Origin of the sequence: Xanthomonas melonis, from assembly GCF_020783655.1 — a bacterium.
In the GTDB taxonomy this organism is placed as follows: domain Bacteria; phylum Pseudomonadota; class Gammaproteobacteria; order Xanthomonadales; family Xanthomonadaceae; genus Xanthomonas; species Xanthomonas melonis.
Genome location: NZ_JAJGQH010000007.1, coordinates 114081 through 130550, shown reverse-complemented (window position 1 = coordinate 130550; position 16470 = coordinate 114081). Strand labels below are relative to the sequence as shown.

12 protein-coding genes are annotated in these 16470 nt (G+C 67.8%); 2 read left to right on the top strand and 10 right to left on the bottom strand.

Annotation, left to right across the window (positions count from 1 at the left end; genetic code table 11):
- Nucleotides 1-86 precede the first annotated feature (86 nt).
- The 9 genes from LL964_RS08660 to pqqA all read right to left on the bottom strand — a co-directional run bounded on the left by LL964_RS08660 (nt 87) and on the right by pqqA (nt 10113).
- Nucleotides 87-2723 carry a TonB-dependent receptor gene (locus LL964_RS08660; protein WP_104586575.1) on the bottom strand — a complete coding sequence of 879 codons (2637 nt, stop codon included), beginning with the start codon at nt 2721-2723 and terminating at the stop codon, nt 87-89.
- A 109-nt stretch (nt 2724-2832) separates the two neighbouring features.
- A complete protein-coding gene (locus tag LL964_RS08655; RefSeq protein WP_104586574.1) occupies nt 2833-3867 on the bottom strand; it encodes a glucokinase family protein in 1035 nt (344 codons plus the stop codon).
- Nucleotides 3868-4281: 414 nt separating this feature from the next.
- Nucleotides 4282-5769, bottom strand: coding sequence for a PhoPQ-activated pathogenicity-related family protein (locus tag LL964_RS08650; protein WP_104586573.1), 1488 nt, complete (start codon nt 5767-5769; stop codon nt 4282-4284).
- 387 nt (nt 5770-6156) lie between these two features.
- A complete protein-coding gene (locus LL964_RS08645) occupies nt 6157-6669 on the bottom strand; it encodes a hypothetical protein (protein ID WP_104586572.1) in 513 nt (170 codons plus the stop codon).
- Between the two features lie 228 nt (nt 6670-6897).
- Entirely contained in the window at nt 6898-8034 is a 1137-nt protein-coding gene (gene pqqE, locus LL964_RS08640; RefSeq protein WP_104586571.1) for a pyrroloquinoline quinone biosynthesis protein PqqE, read from the bottom strand.
- Nucleotides 8031-8309, bottom strand: a complete 279-nt coding sequence (pqqD, locus tag LL964_RS08635) for a pyrroloquinoline quinone biosynthesis peptide chaperone PqqD (RefSeq protein ID WP_104586570.1) — start codon at nt 8307-8309, stop codon at nt 8031-8033. Before pqqD ends, pqqE begins: the two co-directional genes overlap by 4 nt.
- Nucleotides 8306-9058, bottom strand: a complete 753-nt coding sequence (pqqC, locus tag LL964_RS08630; RefSeq protein WP_104586569.1) for a pyrroloquinoline-quinone synthase PqqC — start codon at nt 9056-9058, stop codon at nt 8306-8308. Before pqqC ends, pqqD begins: the two co-directional genes overlap by 4 nt.
- Complete coding sequence (pqqB, locus tag LL964_RS08625) at nt 9055-9954, bottom strand: pyrroloquinoline quinone biosynthesis protein PqqB (RefSeq protein ID WP_104586568.1); 900 nt, start codon at nt 9952-9954, stop codon at nt 9055-9057. The genes pqqC and pqqB overlap by 4 nt, the downstream gene beginning before the upstream one ends.
- A gap of 78 nt (nt 9955-10032) precedes the next feature.
- Nucleotides 10033-10113, bottom strand: a complete 81-nt coding sequence (gene pqqA / locus LL964_RS08620; protein ID WP_002812057.1) for a pyrroloquinoline quinone precursor peptide PqqA — start codon at nt 10111-10113, stop codon at nt 10033-10035.
- A 306-nt stretch (nt 10114-10419) separates the two neighbouring features.
- Between pqqA and LL964_RS08615 the strand changes: the two genes are divergently transcribed.
- Nucleotides 10420-12591, top strand: coding sequence for a RelA/SpoT family protein (locus LL964_RS08615; RefSeq protein ID WP_104586567.1), 2172 nt, complete (start codon nt 10420-10422; stop codon nt 12589-12591).
- A 290-nt stretch (nt 12592-12881) separates the two neighbouring features.
- On the top strand, nt 12882-14327 hold the full coding sequence (locus LL964_RS08610; protein WP_167395268.1) for a hypothetical protein: 1446 nt from the start codon (nt 12882-12884) through the stop codon (nt 14325-14327).
- 29 nt (nt 14328-14356) lie between these two features.
- Here LL964_RS08610 and LL964_RS08605 read toward each other — a convergent pair whose 3' ends face one another.
- Entirely contained in the window at nt 14357-16459 is a 2103-nt protein-coding gene (locus LL964_RS08605; RefSeq protein ID WP_146092339.1) for a glycosyltransferase, read from the bottom strand.
- Between the last annotated feature and the right edge of the window lie 11 nt (nt 16460-16470).

Here is a 16470-nt window from a genome sequence, read left to right as displayed (position 1 = left end):
AGCACCACACGGCCTGCAGCGCTGCGCAGGCACGTGGGCATCGGCCACCCTGACGGGCGGCGCGATGCGGTCGCCGCGGGCGTGGATCAGAACTTCAGATGCAAGGTGGCCATGTACCGCCGCCCACTCTTGTAGCGGCCGGCCAGGTGGTCCTTGTCGCCGAGGTACTGCAGATACTCTTCATCCAGCAGGTTCTGCGCATCCAGCTGCAGCGACCAGTTCGGGCTGAACGCATAGCCGATGCTGGCACCGAGTTCGGCATAGTCGTCCACACTGGCCGGGGCCGCGCCGGCCACGTAGCCGCCGGCCAGATAGCTGTCGCGCCAGTTGTAGGTCAGCCGTGCATTGAGCGGCCCCTTTTCGTAGTACGGGCTGACCGCTACGCTGTTGCGCGACTGGTAGGGCAGGGCATTGCCGGTGTTGTTCTCGCCGTTGGCGTAGGTGTAGTTGGCGGTCAGGCCGAAGCCGCTGTCGCCGAAGGGTTGCTGGAACGACAGGTTGAAGCCCTTGACCTTGCCCGTGCCGGCGTTGCGCGGCCGCTGGATGCTGTAGTCGCAATAGCCGTCGGCAGTGCAGCCATTGCTGCCCACCAACTGCGCCCAGCTTTGCGGCGCAGTATCGCGCAGTGCGTTGTACTGGCGCTCCACGCTGGCGCTGGTGTCGATGTAGTTGTCGATCTTCTTGTAGAACACCGACCAGGCCACCACCGACTGCTGCGCGAAGTAGTACTCGGCCGATAGATTGAAGTTCCATGATTCGTATGGCGACAGCTCCGCATTGCCGCCGCTGCCGGTCAAGGTGGTGTCGTTGAGGAAGGTGTTGTTGACCATCTGGTTGTACGGTGCCCAGGCGATCACCTTGGCCGCGGCGAAGCGAAATACCCAATCGGCGCTGGTGTCGTAGGCCAGGGTGAGCGAGGGCAGCAGGAAATCTTCCTTGCGGGTGCGGGTCTGCCACAGGCTGTCGGCGTTGGCCAGCGAGGGCGTGCCGCTGTAGACGAAGCCGCTGCCTTCGGTCTTGGAATCGACATAGCGCACGCCGAGGTTGCCGCGCAGGCCGCCACCGGAAAAATTCAACTGCGCGTAGGCGGCGTTGTTGGTCTGCTGCAGCGCCCAGGTGTTGTTGAGATAGCTGGCCGGATCGGGCGCGGCATAGTTCACCGGGCTATTGCGGATCCAGTTCAGCACATTGTTGCGGCCTGCCTGTACATGCCGGCCGTGGTCGGGATGGAAGCCGTCCAGATCGGTGAGGCCGATGGTGCCCACGTCCGCCAGCGTGCCAGGTGTCACACCGCCGTAGACGTTGAGTTCGAAGCGTTCGTCGTGCTTGCCGTGGCGTACGCCCAGCAGCAGTTGATTGAACACGCTGTCGAACTGCAGGTTCAGATCCAGCTGGCCATAGCTGTCCTTGCTTTCGGTGGAGAAGATGCCGTTGTTGCCGAACCAGCCGCCGGCCGAGCCCCAGTTGGCCGGATCGCGTGCGCCGGCCGGGTCGTCGAAGCGGATGCCGCGGCGCGTGTCCCAGCTGAAGCCGCCGTTGTAGAACGGTTCGATGAAATATTGCGACAGGTCCTCGTTCTCGGACTTGCTTTGGCCGATCTGTCCAGTCAGGCCCCAGCCCTCGCCGCGAAACGCGCCGCGCAGATCCAGCCCCCGGGTGGTGACTTCCGATTCGCGCACATTGTTGTCGTAGATCACCGTGCCGCCGAGCGGATCGGCGTTGGCGCGCGAATGGCCACTGGTCACCACACCGTTACGCACATCGCCCAGCCGGTCCACTGCAGCAACAGTGCCGGGATTCCAGGTCAGGAAGCTGTACATCGACTGGTTGTAGTTGTCGAAACTCTCCTTGATGTACAAGCCGCTGAGATTGAACTCCAGCGCCTCGCTGGGCTTGAGCTGCAGGTTGACCACGGCGCTGTCGCGCTCGCGGTCCTGCTGGAACCAGGCCGCATTGATCGAATTGGGCACATCGGCATCGGGCGGCACGGTGCCTGCGGCATTGGCGAAACTGCTGGCCGGCGCATAGCCGAACACTTCCATGCCGCGCCGGTCCACGCGCTCTTCGTAATGCTGCGCCGACACTGCGATGCCGAAGGTCTGGGCGCTGTTCTTCCAGCTATAGAGCAGTGCCGCGTTCGGCTTGCCCTGGCTGGCCTGCTCGCTGTAGCTGTAACCGATCGAGGCGGCCACCTCGTTGACCTCCAGATCCAGCGGCTGGCGGGTATGCATCAACACGGTGCCGCCCAGGCTGCCTTCGATCAGCCGCGCTTCGGAGGATTTGAGGATTTCCGCACGGCCCAGGATCTGCGGCGCCAGCAAGGTGTAGTCGAACCCGCGGCTGGGTTGTTCGCCATACAGCCAGATCGCCTGCGCCACCGGGTGGCCGTCCAGGAACGACAGGTTCAGGCTGGGATCGGTGCCATCGATGCTGACCCGCTCGCCCTGGCCGAAGCGCCGGTCCAGGGTGACGCCGGGAATCTGCGACAACGCTTCGGCCACGTTGGTGCTGGGGAACTTGCCGATGTCCTCGGCGGTGATCGCCTCGGAGATGCCTGCGTTGTTACGTTTGGTGTCCAGCGATTTTTCCAGGCTGGCGCGGATGCCGACCACCTGGACGGCGTCCAGCTCGGTGGCTTGCGTGCCGGCAGTGTCCTGGGCCTGAACGGGCAATGCCAACGACAACGCAATCGCACTGGACAGCAGGGTGGTGCTGTATCTCATGATGTCTCTCCTCATCACGAACAGGGATGGACGGCGGGCCGCTGCTCGCCGGCTGCGGGGTCTTGCGCTTGCATGTAGCCGCGCGCTGGGGAAACGCGCGGTGGATCGCTTACGACACGTCAGCGTGGTGCTGCAGATACCAGTTGGCCGCGCCGAGTACGCCAAGTTGCCCGTGCTCGACCAATTTGACCGGGATGCGTTCGAGCACCTCGCGCATACCGCCCTTGTCCAGCAGGCGCGCGCGAAACGTGCTGGCCGCCAGGAACGTGCCGATGCTCGGCAGGATGCCGCCGGCCAGATAGATGCCGCCGGCCGCGCCGTAGGCCAGTGCCATATCGCCCACGGCATGGCCGAGCAGGGCGCAGAACACCTGCAGGGTGTCGTGCGCCAGCGCATCGCCTTCGTGCAGGGCGGCATGGGTGATCGCTGCAGGCAGCGCATGCCGTGGGGTCGCGCCATGCAGTTCGCAGACGGCGGTGTACAGCCTGAGCAGGCCCGGGCCGGACAGCACGTGTTCGAGCGGCAGATAGTGCCGGTCGCGTAGCAGCAGGCGCAGCAACTGCGCTTCGTGCGCGTGCGTGCTGGCCAGCGCGACCTGGCCGGCCTCGGTGGCCAGCACGATCGGGCGTGGCCTGGCATCGATCCACACGGCTGCCCCCAGCCCGGTGCCCGGCCCGACTACGAGGATCGGGCCGGCGGCGCGCGCATGCCGGGGTGTGGGCCCGCTCAGTTGCAGCACCGCACGCGCCTCCATCTGCGGGGCGGCATAGGCGACCGCTTCGAAATCGTTGACCAGATGCACGCTGCGCAGCGCGAGCGCGCTACGCAGCTGCCTGGGCGAAATGCGCCATGGCAGGTTGTTGCTGATGAAGGTGTCCGCGTCCAGGGCAACGCCTGCGCTGGCGATCACGATCGCATCGACACGGCTCACCTGCGCCAGGAAGTCGGCCAGGATGGCCTCGAGGCTGGTGAATTCGGCGCAGCGATAGGTGCGGTAGTGCAGGAGTTCGATCGCCGCCGCATCCGCCTGCGCCACATGGCCGAGACGGACGTGCGTGCCGCCGACATCGGCGGCGATGAAGCCGGTGGCGGTCGGTGAGGTGGGCAAGACAGACGCCTGAGCAGAGTGCGAGGTCGCAGCCACATGCAGTCCTTTGATCCGTCCGATCGGCCCGTGCCGTCAGCGCGTACGGGCCTGTGTAGAAGTTGGTGACAACGATGTCAATGGTCCAGCCGGGTTGGATCGATCTTGCTGACGGGCTCAAGCGACGATTCGGCCCTTTTCGCCGGATCTGTGCGGACTTCGTTGCGCAATCTGGCCAACACCATCTATTTGAAGCGATGCCGACGTCGCGGTCGCGCTGACACGGCAGGTCAAGCCAGCGCCAGCAACGCGATCCACCGGGTCCGCCGGCGCTGGATCGCCAGCGACCCAGCGCCCGGCTGCGAGAGGGTGGCAATGCTCGACGGCGAGGCGTGTGCCGATGTGCTGCGATAGCCAACAGTGGCGAGCCGACAACGCGTGCCGCCGCTGTCGCTGCAGAGTGCAGGCAGGCACTCAGCGCGCGGCGGCACCGGACGCGATTCCTGGCAACGTGCTGCAGGCGGCGTTGTCGGTCGGCGGTGCCTGGGTGGGGTAGGGCTGCTTGCCGAGGATGTAGGTCTGGCTGGTGGCGACGAATCCATCCGCGTATGTGGCTTCGACGAAATAGGCGCTCCAGCCGACCTCCGGTAACTCTACCGGTACGGCGATCCTGTCGCCGTGCGGCAACGGCAATGCCGTGGCGCTGTAACGCACACCGCAGGCATAGCGGAAATCGCGCGCCTGCGCATTGCTGGCGCTCCAGAGCCGCAAGCGGGTCGGACGTTCGGTGAAGCGCAGACGGATCTGCCGGAGTGGTCCCGTGTCCAGCGCATCGCTGATGCGCGGGAGCGGGCGCTGCTGCTGCAGCCGGGCGACGAAGGGCACCAAGGTGTCGACGATCGAAGCGCGGATGTCCCTGTGCCCGCTGTTGGGCACCATGCGCAAGGCCTTGCTGCCCGGAAGCGCGTCGTAGAAAAACTGCGTGTTGTCGGGCAGGAAGAAGTCGTCGCCGCTGGCGTTGACGATGTACTTGGGCACGGACAGACGCTTGCGGTAGCGCGTACGCAGATAATTGAACGGATCCTGCAACTGCATCAGTTGCGCGAACTCCGGAGTCTGCAACTGGGTGGTGATCCCCTGCTTGGCGTAGGCACTGAACGCGATCGGCCAGTTGCCGCCATAGGTCCGGAACATGTGATCCAGCACGGCCGGCATATTCAGGATATCGATCACGAATGGCACCACCGCCTCCACGCGCGGGTCGGCGATGGTGGCATGCCAGCTTGCCCAGCCGCGCTTGGAAGCGCCGGTAAGGATGAAACGCTGGATGCGCAGCGGCGCCAGTTCGCGTTCGGCAAGCGACATGGCGCGCGCGATCGCAGCAGCCATCGGCACGTGCAGCGGCAGGGTCTTGCGCTGCTGCGGCGCCTTGAGGAATTGTGCCCAGGTGTAGGCCACGCTGTCGTCCTCGCGGCGCGGCGTGTCGTCGCCGCGATACGTCAAGGCCTGATTGGGAAGATCGCTCAATGCGATCACCACCGTGCGGCTGCGTTGCGCCAGCTCCGCCAGCGCCTCCGGCGGCAACTCGCTGGCTGGCTGCGCCACGCTGCCGGGCGCCGCATTGCGCGAGCCATTGGTGGAGAACAGCACGGCCCGTTCCGGCAGCGCATCGGGCGGCACGTAGATCGCCACGTCGTGCTGCCAGATGGCCGGCGCGACCAGCGACTCGGGCGACCAGGTCTGCGAGGTCAGCAGGTAATCGCGTCGCTCAACGCCGTTCACGCTACTGGTCGCGAGGCGGCGATAGACCAGTGGCTGTTGCTCCACCGCGTTGCGATAGCAGACCAGCGCCTGGTCGAAGCCGATCTCCGGCAGCGTGCACTGCTCGGCAGCGGTACCGGCCAGTGCCGACCCGGTGATGAGCAGCATCGCCGCGATGGCACAACGAGTGATCAAGCGCATGGTGGTCTCCGGATGCAGCGCAGGGCGCTGCGAGTGGCTGCAGGCGGACGGTGGCCTGCTGCAGGAGCAGGACGACGGGAGCTGCAGCTGGAGTCTGGCAGAGGCCTGGCCTTTCCGACGGCCGACAAGGGCATGGTGGTGGCGTAAGCGAAGCGACGGCGATCGGCAGTGCGGAAATGCGACCAGCACGACGTATCCACTGTGCGGCGGCGCAGCTGAGGTGCTCTGTCAACGGCACCGGCATCCACTTTCTGTAGCGCGCCAACGCGTCGAGTGCGCGCATCGTCGCGGGCATCGCCATGCCCGTTGTCGGAACCCGTCAGTCGCCCCGTGTGTGTCGCCGGCAGGTGGCGAAGCACGGCGCATTGGCGCGGCCTGGAGCGGCGCTTACTTGATCCGCCGCACCTTGGCCGGCGTGTTGTAGCCCTCGATCTGCAGATACCACACGCCGACCAGGCCCGGCTTGATCTTCACCTTGGGGGCGTCCTTGCGCACGCCCGACAGGCTGGCCGCGTCGGTCTGTTCCCACTCCTGGCCATTGGCCAGCGTATAGACGCGGCCCTTGGCGTACCCCCTGAACTCGCCCACGATGCTGCTTTCGATCGGCTCCTTGCTGCCGAAGTCGAAGAAGCCGCGGTTCTTGACGATGACTTCCTGGCGGCCGGCTTCCTTGGCCTGCTCGACCACCACCGCCGCCTCCTTGGCGACCTTGCCCTGCAGCCAATCGTTGAGCGCGGCCAGTTCGCTGGCGGAGAGTTTGTCCAGGCCGGCAGCCTTGAACTGTTCGGCGCTCATCTGCGATTGCAGGTCTCCCTGCACGGCGCGTTGGGCCAGCGCCGGTGTGGCGGTCGATGCAAGAGTCAGGCAGACCAGCACAGCAAGGCGGCGTGCGAGCGACATGGGAGCCATCCGTCGATAAGAGGACGCTAGTGTAGACGCTGGACGGGCTGGCGGTGATGGGTCGGGTTCGCAGCGATTAGCGGATCGCCCGGCTGCTGTGCGGCGGCGGAAACCAGGGTGCGGGAACCGCACGCAACGGCAACGGTACCCAGGCAGGCTGTCATTGTGCCGACATCGATCGGCGCGCGACAGCCCGCCGCTTTCGCATGTGCTGCAGGGACGCTGTGGTCAGTCCGCCGGCGTCGTCTCGGCGATGGAAGGCGCGCGTTCGGCACGCTCCGGGCGGCGGTAGACGAATGCCGGTGCCGGTGCCGCCGCTTCGCGTTCGGCGGTGGCGCGCACCTGCGCGTGCGCGGGCGAGCGCTCGCACACCGGGTCCAGCGTGGCGGCATCGCCACTGAGCGCCAGCGCCTGGCAGCGGCAACCGCCCCAGTCGATCTCGCGCCTGGGGCACCCCTGGCAGACCTCGGGCATCCACGCGGTGCCGCGGAAGCGCACGAACGCATCGCCATGGTTCCAGATATCGGCCAGCGAGCGGTCGCGCAGGTTGTCGAAGCGCAGGCCGTCGATGGTTTCGGCGGCATGGCAGGGCAGCACGTCGCCGCGTGGGGAGATGTTGACGAAACGCTGGCCCCAGCCGCCCATGCAGGGCTTGGGCTGGCGCGCGTAGTAGTCGGGGGTGACGAAGTCGATCGCCAGGCGGTCGCCGTGGTCGCGGCGGGCGGTCTCCACTGCAGCCACGGTCGCCATCAGTTGCTCGCGGCTGGGCATCAACGCGGCCCTGTTACGCAGGCCCCAGCCATAGTATTGGGTGTGGGCGACTTCGATGCGCTCGGCCTGCCATTCCAGCGCCAGCGCGATCATGCCGGGCACGCGGTCGGCGTTGTGCCGGTGCAACACCGCATTGATCGTCAGCGGCAACCCGCGCGCGCGGACGGCGGCCGCGAACTCGCGCTTCTTCGCCAGGCTGTTGCGATACCCGGCGATACGATCGGCACCGGCAGGGTCCACGTCCTGCACGCTCAATTGCACATGCTCCAGCCCGGCGGCCTGCAACTGGTCCAGCATCGGCTCGCCGCCGGCCACGCCGGAGGTGATCAGGTTGCTGTACAGCCCGAGCGCACGCGCATGCGCCACCAGTTCGGGCAGATCCTTGCGCAGCATCGGCTCGCCGCCGGAGAAATGCGCTTGCAGCACGCCCATGTCGGCGGCCTGCTGCAGCAGCGAGCGCCAACCCGCGGTATCCATCTCTTCGCGCAGCGCTGCCAGTGCGATCGGGTTGGAACAGTACGGGCACGCCAACGGGCAGCGGTGGGTCAGCTCCAGCAATACGGACAGCGGCGGTGGCGGCACTGCGCTGCTCATGGCTTCAACAGACGCTTCTGCTGCAGGGTGCTGACGAGTTCGATCACGTCCGCTTCGATCTCGGCGGCATCGGCATCGAATTCGGCCGCCAGCTCCAGCGCGATCTGCGCCACCGTACGCACGCCGTCGAAACGCTGCGCCACCGCCACCGCGATCTCGTCCAGCTCGACCACGCGTTCGGGGGCGAGCAGGACCCATTGGTCGCGCGCGCGATCGTGCTGCAATCGCACTCCTGCGCGTAGCGCCGGCTGGCTGTCGCGGCCGATGCTGCTCACGCGGCGGCCCGGCTGGCGTGGCGGTCGGGAACGAACGCATCCGGCCAGACGATGCCCGGTGCGACGTAGGCCACGTGCAAGGCGTCCAGCTGCGCCCACAACACCGAGCACTTGAAATGCAGCGCGTTCTTGACCAGTTGCTGCTTCTCCACGGTATCGGCGTACTGCTTGACATAGTCGAGCGCGAAATCCGAATCGCGTGGTGCCTCGGTCAGGCGATGCTCGAAGTAGGCCAGTGCTTCCGGCGAAACGAAGTCGTAGTGCTTGAGCATGCCGGCCACGCGCTGGCCGATGATGTTGGGTGCGAACAGTTCGGTGAGCGAGGACGCGATCGCCTCGAGCAGGCTTTTTTCGCGCACGAACTGCAGGTACGCCTGCACCGCGAAGCGCGTGCCCGGCAGCAGCGCGCGCCCGGATTCCACCAGGTGACGGTCCAAGCCCAGCGCATCGGTCAGATGCAGCCAGCGCGCGATACCGCCGTCGGCCGCGCTGTTGCCGTCGTGGTCGAGGATGCGCTGGCGCCAGATCCGGCGCAGCGCCGGGTCGTCCATGCGCGCCAGGATGGCCGCGTCCTTGAGCGGAATGCAGCGCTGGTATTCGAAGCGATTCAGCGCCCAGGCCTGTACCTGGCCGCGATCGAGCTTGCCCTCGTGCAGCAGTGCATGGAACGGGTGTTGGTCGTGATACAGGCGCGCGCCGATGGCGCGCAGATCCGCTTCCAGCTGGCTGGGGGTGAGCAGGATAGTCACAGGGCGATCTCCAGGCCATCGTGCGCAACTTCCCAGCCTTGGGCGCGCGCGCTGGCGTACTCGGGCGAGTGGAGATTGAGCACCGGATTGGTGGTGTTGATGTGGATGAAAATCTTGCGCGCCACGTCCAGCGACGCGAATGCCGCCATGGTGCCGTCTGCTCCGTCGATGCTCAGATGGCCCATGCGTCGGCCGGTCTTCTGGCTGACGCCCAGTTGCACCATTTCATCGTCGCGCCATAGCGTGCCGTCGAAGAACACCAGTTCGGCGCCGTGCAGGCGTGCGCGCAACGCGTCGGTCATGGCGGCGCAGCCAGGGATGTAATGCACGCGATGGCGACCGTCATCGATGGTCAGCCCCAGGGTTTCTTCATTGCTGCCGGCCAGGTCGCCGCCGCTGCGCGATTCCATGAACAGCGGCACCTTGCCCGGTACCGAGAACGGCGTCAGTTGCAGGCCCAGCAGCGACAGCGGCGTGTCCAGCGTAAACGGCTGGCGGGACACATAGTGCGCATTGAGGGCGTCGAAGACCGGATTCTGCGCCAGTACATCGAGCACGCGGCGGCTGGCATGCAGCGAGAACGACTGGCTTTCCCGCATCGACAGCAGGCCGGCAATGTGGTCGATCTCGCCACTGGTCAGCAGCACGGCCTCGATCGGCGAGTGCCGCAGGCCCTGCTGCGGCCAGAGCGCAGGGGTTGCAAGAATCTGCTGGCGGAAATCGGGGGAGGCATTGATCAATACCCAGCGCTGGCCGTCGGCACTGACGGCGATGCTTGCCTGGGTACGACGCTGGGCACCGTCTGTTTGCTGCCACGCCCGCTGGCTTGCGGGAGTGTGGCAATTCCACTGCGGGTGCCCACCGCCGGCCGCCGATCCCAGAACGATGATGCGCATGGAAAACTGTGACCTACTCTGCCGGCAACGGCCGGTCATGCATCCAGGGGAAGGGCGGGGGAGCTGCGTGTCGTCGGATCAAAACTCGCCGGAGACGTAGCAGTTGATTTCGGCACCGCAGTTCACTTCACGCACGACAGGCTTCTTCCAGGTCTTCATCGGCTCACCTCGGTCATTGGTCGGAGACGCCAGCGCAGCCGGATGCCGCGATGGCGTCGATGGAGCATAGGCAGGCGATTTGGACGAGTTGTAAAAGGCGCGTAAAAAATGCGCGCTCGCCGATCGAGTCGGGGTCGACGATGTGCGCGAAGTCTCACGCACCAAGCCTCGATCACGGCAGCGGCGGGTGAACCGCGCGTAAGTGCGTCAATCGCCAGGGCCGGCGTCGACGCCGAAATCGTCCGTTGTGGGGATGGTGACGCGCACGTTACCGTACACATCAGCCCCCATGATCGCCGCCCACCCGTGTCCACCGTTGTGACCCGTTCTCCATCCGAACGCCTGCATGCCTTGTTGCAGCGTCCGGCTGTCGCGTCGATCGCCCCGTCTCTGCGCGAGGCGCTGGAACAGGCCTGGGACCCGAGCGCGCCGGCCGTGCCTGCCGCCGACACATGGGCATTGCTGGCCGAGACCTTGGACGCACTGGCGTTGCTGGCGGCCGACGAAGCCACCCTGGTGGCGGCGCTGCTGTTCGATCTGCCGAGCCTGCGCGGCGCGGCTGCCGGGCTGCCCTGGCACCCGCCGGAGCGCCGGGTGGCGGTGGAGGGACTGCTGGAGGGGCTGGACGCGGCCGATCAGGTGTGGGCACTGCACGCGGGCCGCGATGCCGGGCGCAACAGCGAGGGCCTGCGGCGGTTGCTGTTGTCGATCATCCACGACCTGCGCGTGGTGCCAATCCTGTTGGCGCGGCAACTGGCACGCATGCGCGTGGCCGACCGGCTCGGCGAAGTGCAGCGCCGCGCGCTGGCCCAGCTCACCCGCGACATCCACGCCCCACTGGCCAACCGGCTGGGCATCTGGCAGGTGAAGTGGGAACTGGAGGACCTGGCGTTCCGGCACCTGGAGCCGGATACCTATCGCCGCATCGCACGCGAAGTCGACGAGACCCGCATCGCGCGCGAGCGCTACATCGAGGCGGTCAAGCGCGCCCTGTCCGCCGCGCTGGTGCAGCAAGGCCTGCGCGCGGAGGTCAGCGGGCGGCCCAAGCACATCTACAGCATCTGGCGGAAGATGCAGAAGAAGCGGCTGTCGTTCGACCAGCTCTACGACGTGCGTGCGGTACGCGTCATGGTGGACGACGTGGCCGCCTGCTATGCCGCGTTGGGTGCGGTGCATTCGCTGTGGACGCCGGTGCCCAGCGAGTTCGACGACTACATCGCCCGGCCCAAGGCCAACGACTACCGCTCGTTGCACACGGCCGTGGTCGGCCCGGAAGGGCGCACCATCGAAATCCAGATCCGCACCTTCGAAATGCACGCGCAAGCCGAACTCGGCGTGGCCGCGCACTGGAAATACAAGGAAGGCGGCAAGGGCGCCGAAAAGGCTTTCGATCGCAAGATCCTGTGGATGCGCCAGCTGCTGGAGCAGGTGCAGGAAGGCGAGCATGGCGAACTGGCCGGCGCGCTGGATGCCGAGCTGATCGAAGACCGCGTGTATGCGCTGACTCCAAAGGGCGAGGTCATCGATCTGCCGCAGGGCGCCACGCCGCTGGACTTCGCGTACCACGTACACACCATGGTGGGGCACCGCTGCCGCGGGGCGCGTGTCAACGATCGTATCGTGCCGCTGACCTACCGGCTGCGCAGCGGCGACCGCGTGGAGATCATGACCGCCAAGGAGGCGGATCCGCGCCGCGACTGGTTGCTGGCCGCCAATGGATTCCTGGCCAGCGGGCGCTCGCGCGACAAGGTGCGCGCCTGGTTCCACAAGCTCGATCGCGCACGCAACGTGCAGGCGGGCAAGGACCTGCTCGACCGTGAACTCAAACGCCTGGGCCTGCAGCACGCGGATCTGGGCGTGGCCACGCGCAAATTCCATGCCGACAGCGTGGACGAGCTGTACATCCAGGTGGCGCTGGGCGACACCGGACCCAACCAGGTCAGCCGTGCGCTGCTGGAAGCCGAGCGCGCGGCGTCGCAGCCGGCGGCGCCTGCGCCGCCGCGTCCGACCGCGCGCCGCGAGGGCCTGGGCAAATCCAAATTCACCGTACAGGGCGTGGGCAACCTGCTGGTGCAGCTGGCGCGTTGCTGCCAGCCGGTGGCCGGCGAACCGATCGCCGGTTATCTGACCCGCGGCCGCGGCGTGACCGTGCATCGCAGCGACTGCGCGGCGTTGGCGCGGCTGGCCGCCGCCCACCCCCAGCGCGTGCTGCCGGTGGAATGGGGCAAGGCGGGCGGCGGTTATGAAGTGGACGTGCAGGTGCGCGCGGTGGATCGACGCTGGCTGCTCAAGGACATCACCAACCTGATCGCGCAGGAGGACGCGCACGTGCTGGAGATCAACAGCGACAACGTGCGCGACACCGGACGGGCGCAGTTGCGGCTGCGGCTGAAGGTCAGCGACTACGGCCAGTTGTCGGCGCTGCTGGGCAAGCTGGATGCCTTGCCCGGCGTCAGCGAAGTGCGACGGCTGGGCTAAGCGGCCGGCAAGGCCGCAGCGTTCTGCGATCCTTCGAGGCGCACCGTGCCAGCCTCAACGACTCCCGACTCCCGACTCCCGACTCCCGATTCCCGATTCCCGATTCCCGATTCCCGATTCCCGATTCCCGAACACCCCACGCCGCCTTCGCGGCATGTCGCTACCATGGCGGGGTGAACGCGTCCCCGTCAGGTCGCGCCAAGGATGGACGCCACCGCATGTTTCCGCTGCCACGCTGGGCCAGGTCGCCGCGCCTTTGGGCGCCGCTGCGCAATCGCGCGCTCTGGCGGGTGGTGCTGGCGCTGTGCGTCTGCCTGCTGGTGGGTGTGGTCGCTCTGCGCAAGCCGTTGGCCGACTGGCTATGGCCGGACACCCGCGTTCAACGACTGCTGCAACGGGGCGATGCGGCATTGGCGCGCGGCAAGCTCAGTGCTGCCGACGGCAATGGCGCGCGCGAGCTGTTCGCCGCTGCGCTGGCGTTGGACAGCGACCGCAGCGAGGCGCGCACCGGGCTGGCGCGGACCGGCGCGGCCGCGGTGATGCAGGCACGCGCGGCGATCGCGGTCGGCGACGTCGCCACCGCGCAGCGCGCGCTGGCGCTGGCCGGCGCGTTGGAGGTGCCGCAGGCACGGATCGCGCCGGTTGCGCTGCAGCTGCGCCGCCTGCAGGCGCAACTTACGGGGCTGGACGCCTTGCTGGCGCAGGCGGTGGCCGCACAGCGACAAGGCCGGCTGGATGGCACGCCGGACAGTGCGCTACCGCTGTTTCAACGCATCCTGACCCTGGCGCCGGAGCGGACCGATGCGCTGGAGGGGCGCGAGGATGCCCTTACCGATGTGTTGGCGCAGGCGCGCCAGGCGCTGGCCCGCGATGCGCTCGGCGAGGCCGCCGGTTTGTTGGCGGCCGCCAGGCGCTACGACCCGGGGCATGTCGATCTGCCATCGACCGAAGGGCAGTACCACCGCCTGCTGGACCAGCGCCGGCAACGCGCCGAGGCGTTGCTGCGGCGAGGGCGGCTGGCGCCGGCCGCGCGCGATTTCAACGCGGTGTTGGCGGCCGAGCCGCAGGACGCCGGGGCACGGCAAGGGCGCGAACGGGTGGCCGGCGAATACGCCGCGCAGGCCGCGCGGCAGGCAGCGGATTTCCGCTTCGACCAGGCAGCGCAGTCGCTGCACCAGGCGCAGGAACTGGCGCTTGGTCACCCGGCGATCGTCCAGGCCGAGCAGGCCATCGCGCGCGCGCGCGACGCGCAGCGCGGGCCGGAGACCGGGCTCTCGCGCAGCGTGCGCGAACGCCGTCTGCGTGCGCTGCTGCTGCAGGTGGCCGAGGCCGAGGCGCGCCAGCAATGGATGACGCCGCCCGGCGCCAGCGCCTACGACGCCGTGCGCGCTGCGCAGGCCCTGGCGCCGCGCGATCCCCGTGTGCTGCAGGCGGCCGCGCGCGTGGCGCCCGCCAGCCGGCGCTGTTTCGAGGACGAACTGCGCGACAACCGCCTGCGTGCGGCGCGCGGCTGCCTGGACGCCTGGCAGGCGCTCACTCCCGGTGGCGACGCGGTGGCCGACGCACGCCGCCGGCTGGCACAGCGCTGGATCGCCGTCGGCAGCGAGCGCCTGGGGCAGGAGGATGCGGCGTTTGCCCGACGTGCGCAGGACCAGGCGCACCAGCTGGATCCCGGGCTGCCGGAACTGGCCGAGTTCACCCGCAGGGTCAGGGCGGTGAGCGAGCAGCGCCGGTAGGGAGTTTCAACGCTGCTGTACGCGCCGGCTCACTCGGCGATGAACAACGCGCGTACCGTGTCGCGTGCGGCATCCAGCGAAAAATGCTCGGCCACGTTGCGCAGGCCGTTGTCCGCCAGGCGCTGCCATAGCGCCGCATCGCGGTACAGGCGCACGACGGCGCTGGCGAAGGCATCGGCCTGATCGGCCACGCAGACGTCGTCGCCATCGCGTAGATGCATTCCCTCCACCGCGCAGGTGGTGCCGACCACCGGCTGGCCATGCGCCATGCTGAGATTGATCTTGCCTTTGACGCCTGCGCCGAAGCGCAACGGCGCCACCGCGACCCGTACGTTGTCCATGAACGGCGTCAGGTCCGGCACATGGCCGTGCAACCGTACGCCGGGAGACTCCTCGGCGAGCAGCTTGAGCGCCTCGGGCAGGTCCGCGCCGATGCAGTGAAACACCACGTCGGGCAGTTCGGCGCGCACCAACGGGAAGATCGCGCTGATGAACCACTGCGCCGCGTCCACGTTCGGCGAGTGGCGAAACCCGCCGACGAAGACCAGATCGCGGCGTTGCGCGAAGGGCTGGCCGCTACCGGCCACCTCATGCAGATTCGACAGCAGGGCGGTGCGCAGCTGCGGCGCGTCCGCGCGCAGTTGCGCCTGCTCGGCGGCCGACACCAGCACGGTGACGTCGGTGGCCGCCATGATGTCCAGTTCGCGCGCGCGGGTGCGCTCGGCGCTGCGCAGCAGAGTGGCATCGCCGGCGAGTTCGGCGCCGCGGCGTTCGCGCAGGTAGTGCAGGTCCACGGTGTCGAACAGCGTGCGTGCCTGCGGAGCGTACTGTTTCAGTAGCGGCAGACAGGCGTGCGCCACGTGATGACGCACCAGCAGCACGGCCGCGAACCGCGCGCCGTGCGTGCGTAGCCAGCCGCCGATGCCGTCCAGGAAGGGGGCGTACCAGACTTCCACGCCCAACTGCTGCAGCGCCAGGGTATGGCGCCCGGCGTGTTCGCGCCGGGTGGGGACGAACACCACATGGGCGCCTTCCTCGCGCAGCAAGCGGATCAGGTTGAACTGTCGCAGCGATCCGGAGTCGCGGTCCGGTTGCGGCACGCATTCGTCCAGGATCAGCACCTGACGTTGCGCGCGGTGCAGCTGCGCCGGCCCCGGCACCGTGCCTGCCCGCAGCTGCTTCGGCAGCACGTGTCGCCACTTCTCGGCGAATACCGCCTGGTTGCGGACCTGGTAGGCCTTGACCCCGACCCGGGGATCGGTGCCATTGCTGGTGCCTTCGTCGTGCACCACCACGCTGGCCGGTTGCACCAGGACCTGGTGACCGGCCGCGCGCACCGCGAATGCCAGGTCGGTGTCCTCGTAATAGGCGGGCATGTAGCGGCGATCCAGTCCGCCCAGCGTCTGCAGCAAGGCGCGCGGCAGCGCGATGGCCGCGCCCGAGCAGTAATCCATCGCACGCACGTAGGCGTAACGCGGGTCGTCGGCCGATTCGAAACGGCCATAGCTCCAGGCGCTGCCATCGGCGAACACCACGCCGCCGGATTCCTGCAGCCGCCCGTCCGGATACACCAGCTGCGCGCCGACCAGCCCGGCGTCCGGAGCCTGCTCGAAGGTGTCGATCAGCCGATCCAGCCAGCCAGGCTGCGGAATGGTGTCGTTGTTGAGCAACACCACATAGTCGCCGCGTGCCAGCATGATGCCGTCGTTGCAGGCAGCGATGAAGCCGCCGTTGCTGGAACGCCGGTGGTAGTGCAGACCCGTGATCTGCGGCAGCTGCTCGGTGGTGGCGTCGCTGCTGCCATCGTCCACCACCACGATTTCCACCGCCAGCTGCGGCGGATGCGCGGCCAGCGCGCGCAGGCAGGCCAGCGTATGCGCGATGTGGTTGTACACGGGAATCACCACCGTCACCCGCGGGCTGGCGCTATGCGGCAGCGCGAATGCGGCAAATGGCGCAGGCGGCGGCAACCACAATGGCGTGCCGAGCGCGACCGGTGGCGCCTGGGTGTGCACGAGGATGCGCTGCCAGGTGGCGCGCCAGCCACGTGTGCGCAGGCTCGCCACGCTGCGGTGGATCAGACCGAGCACGCGGTTGAACAGATAACGCGCGTCGGCCAGGGACATCGACATTCCTTGAAAAC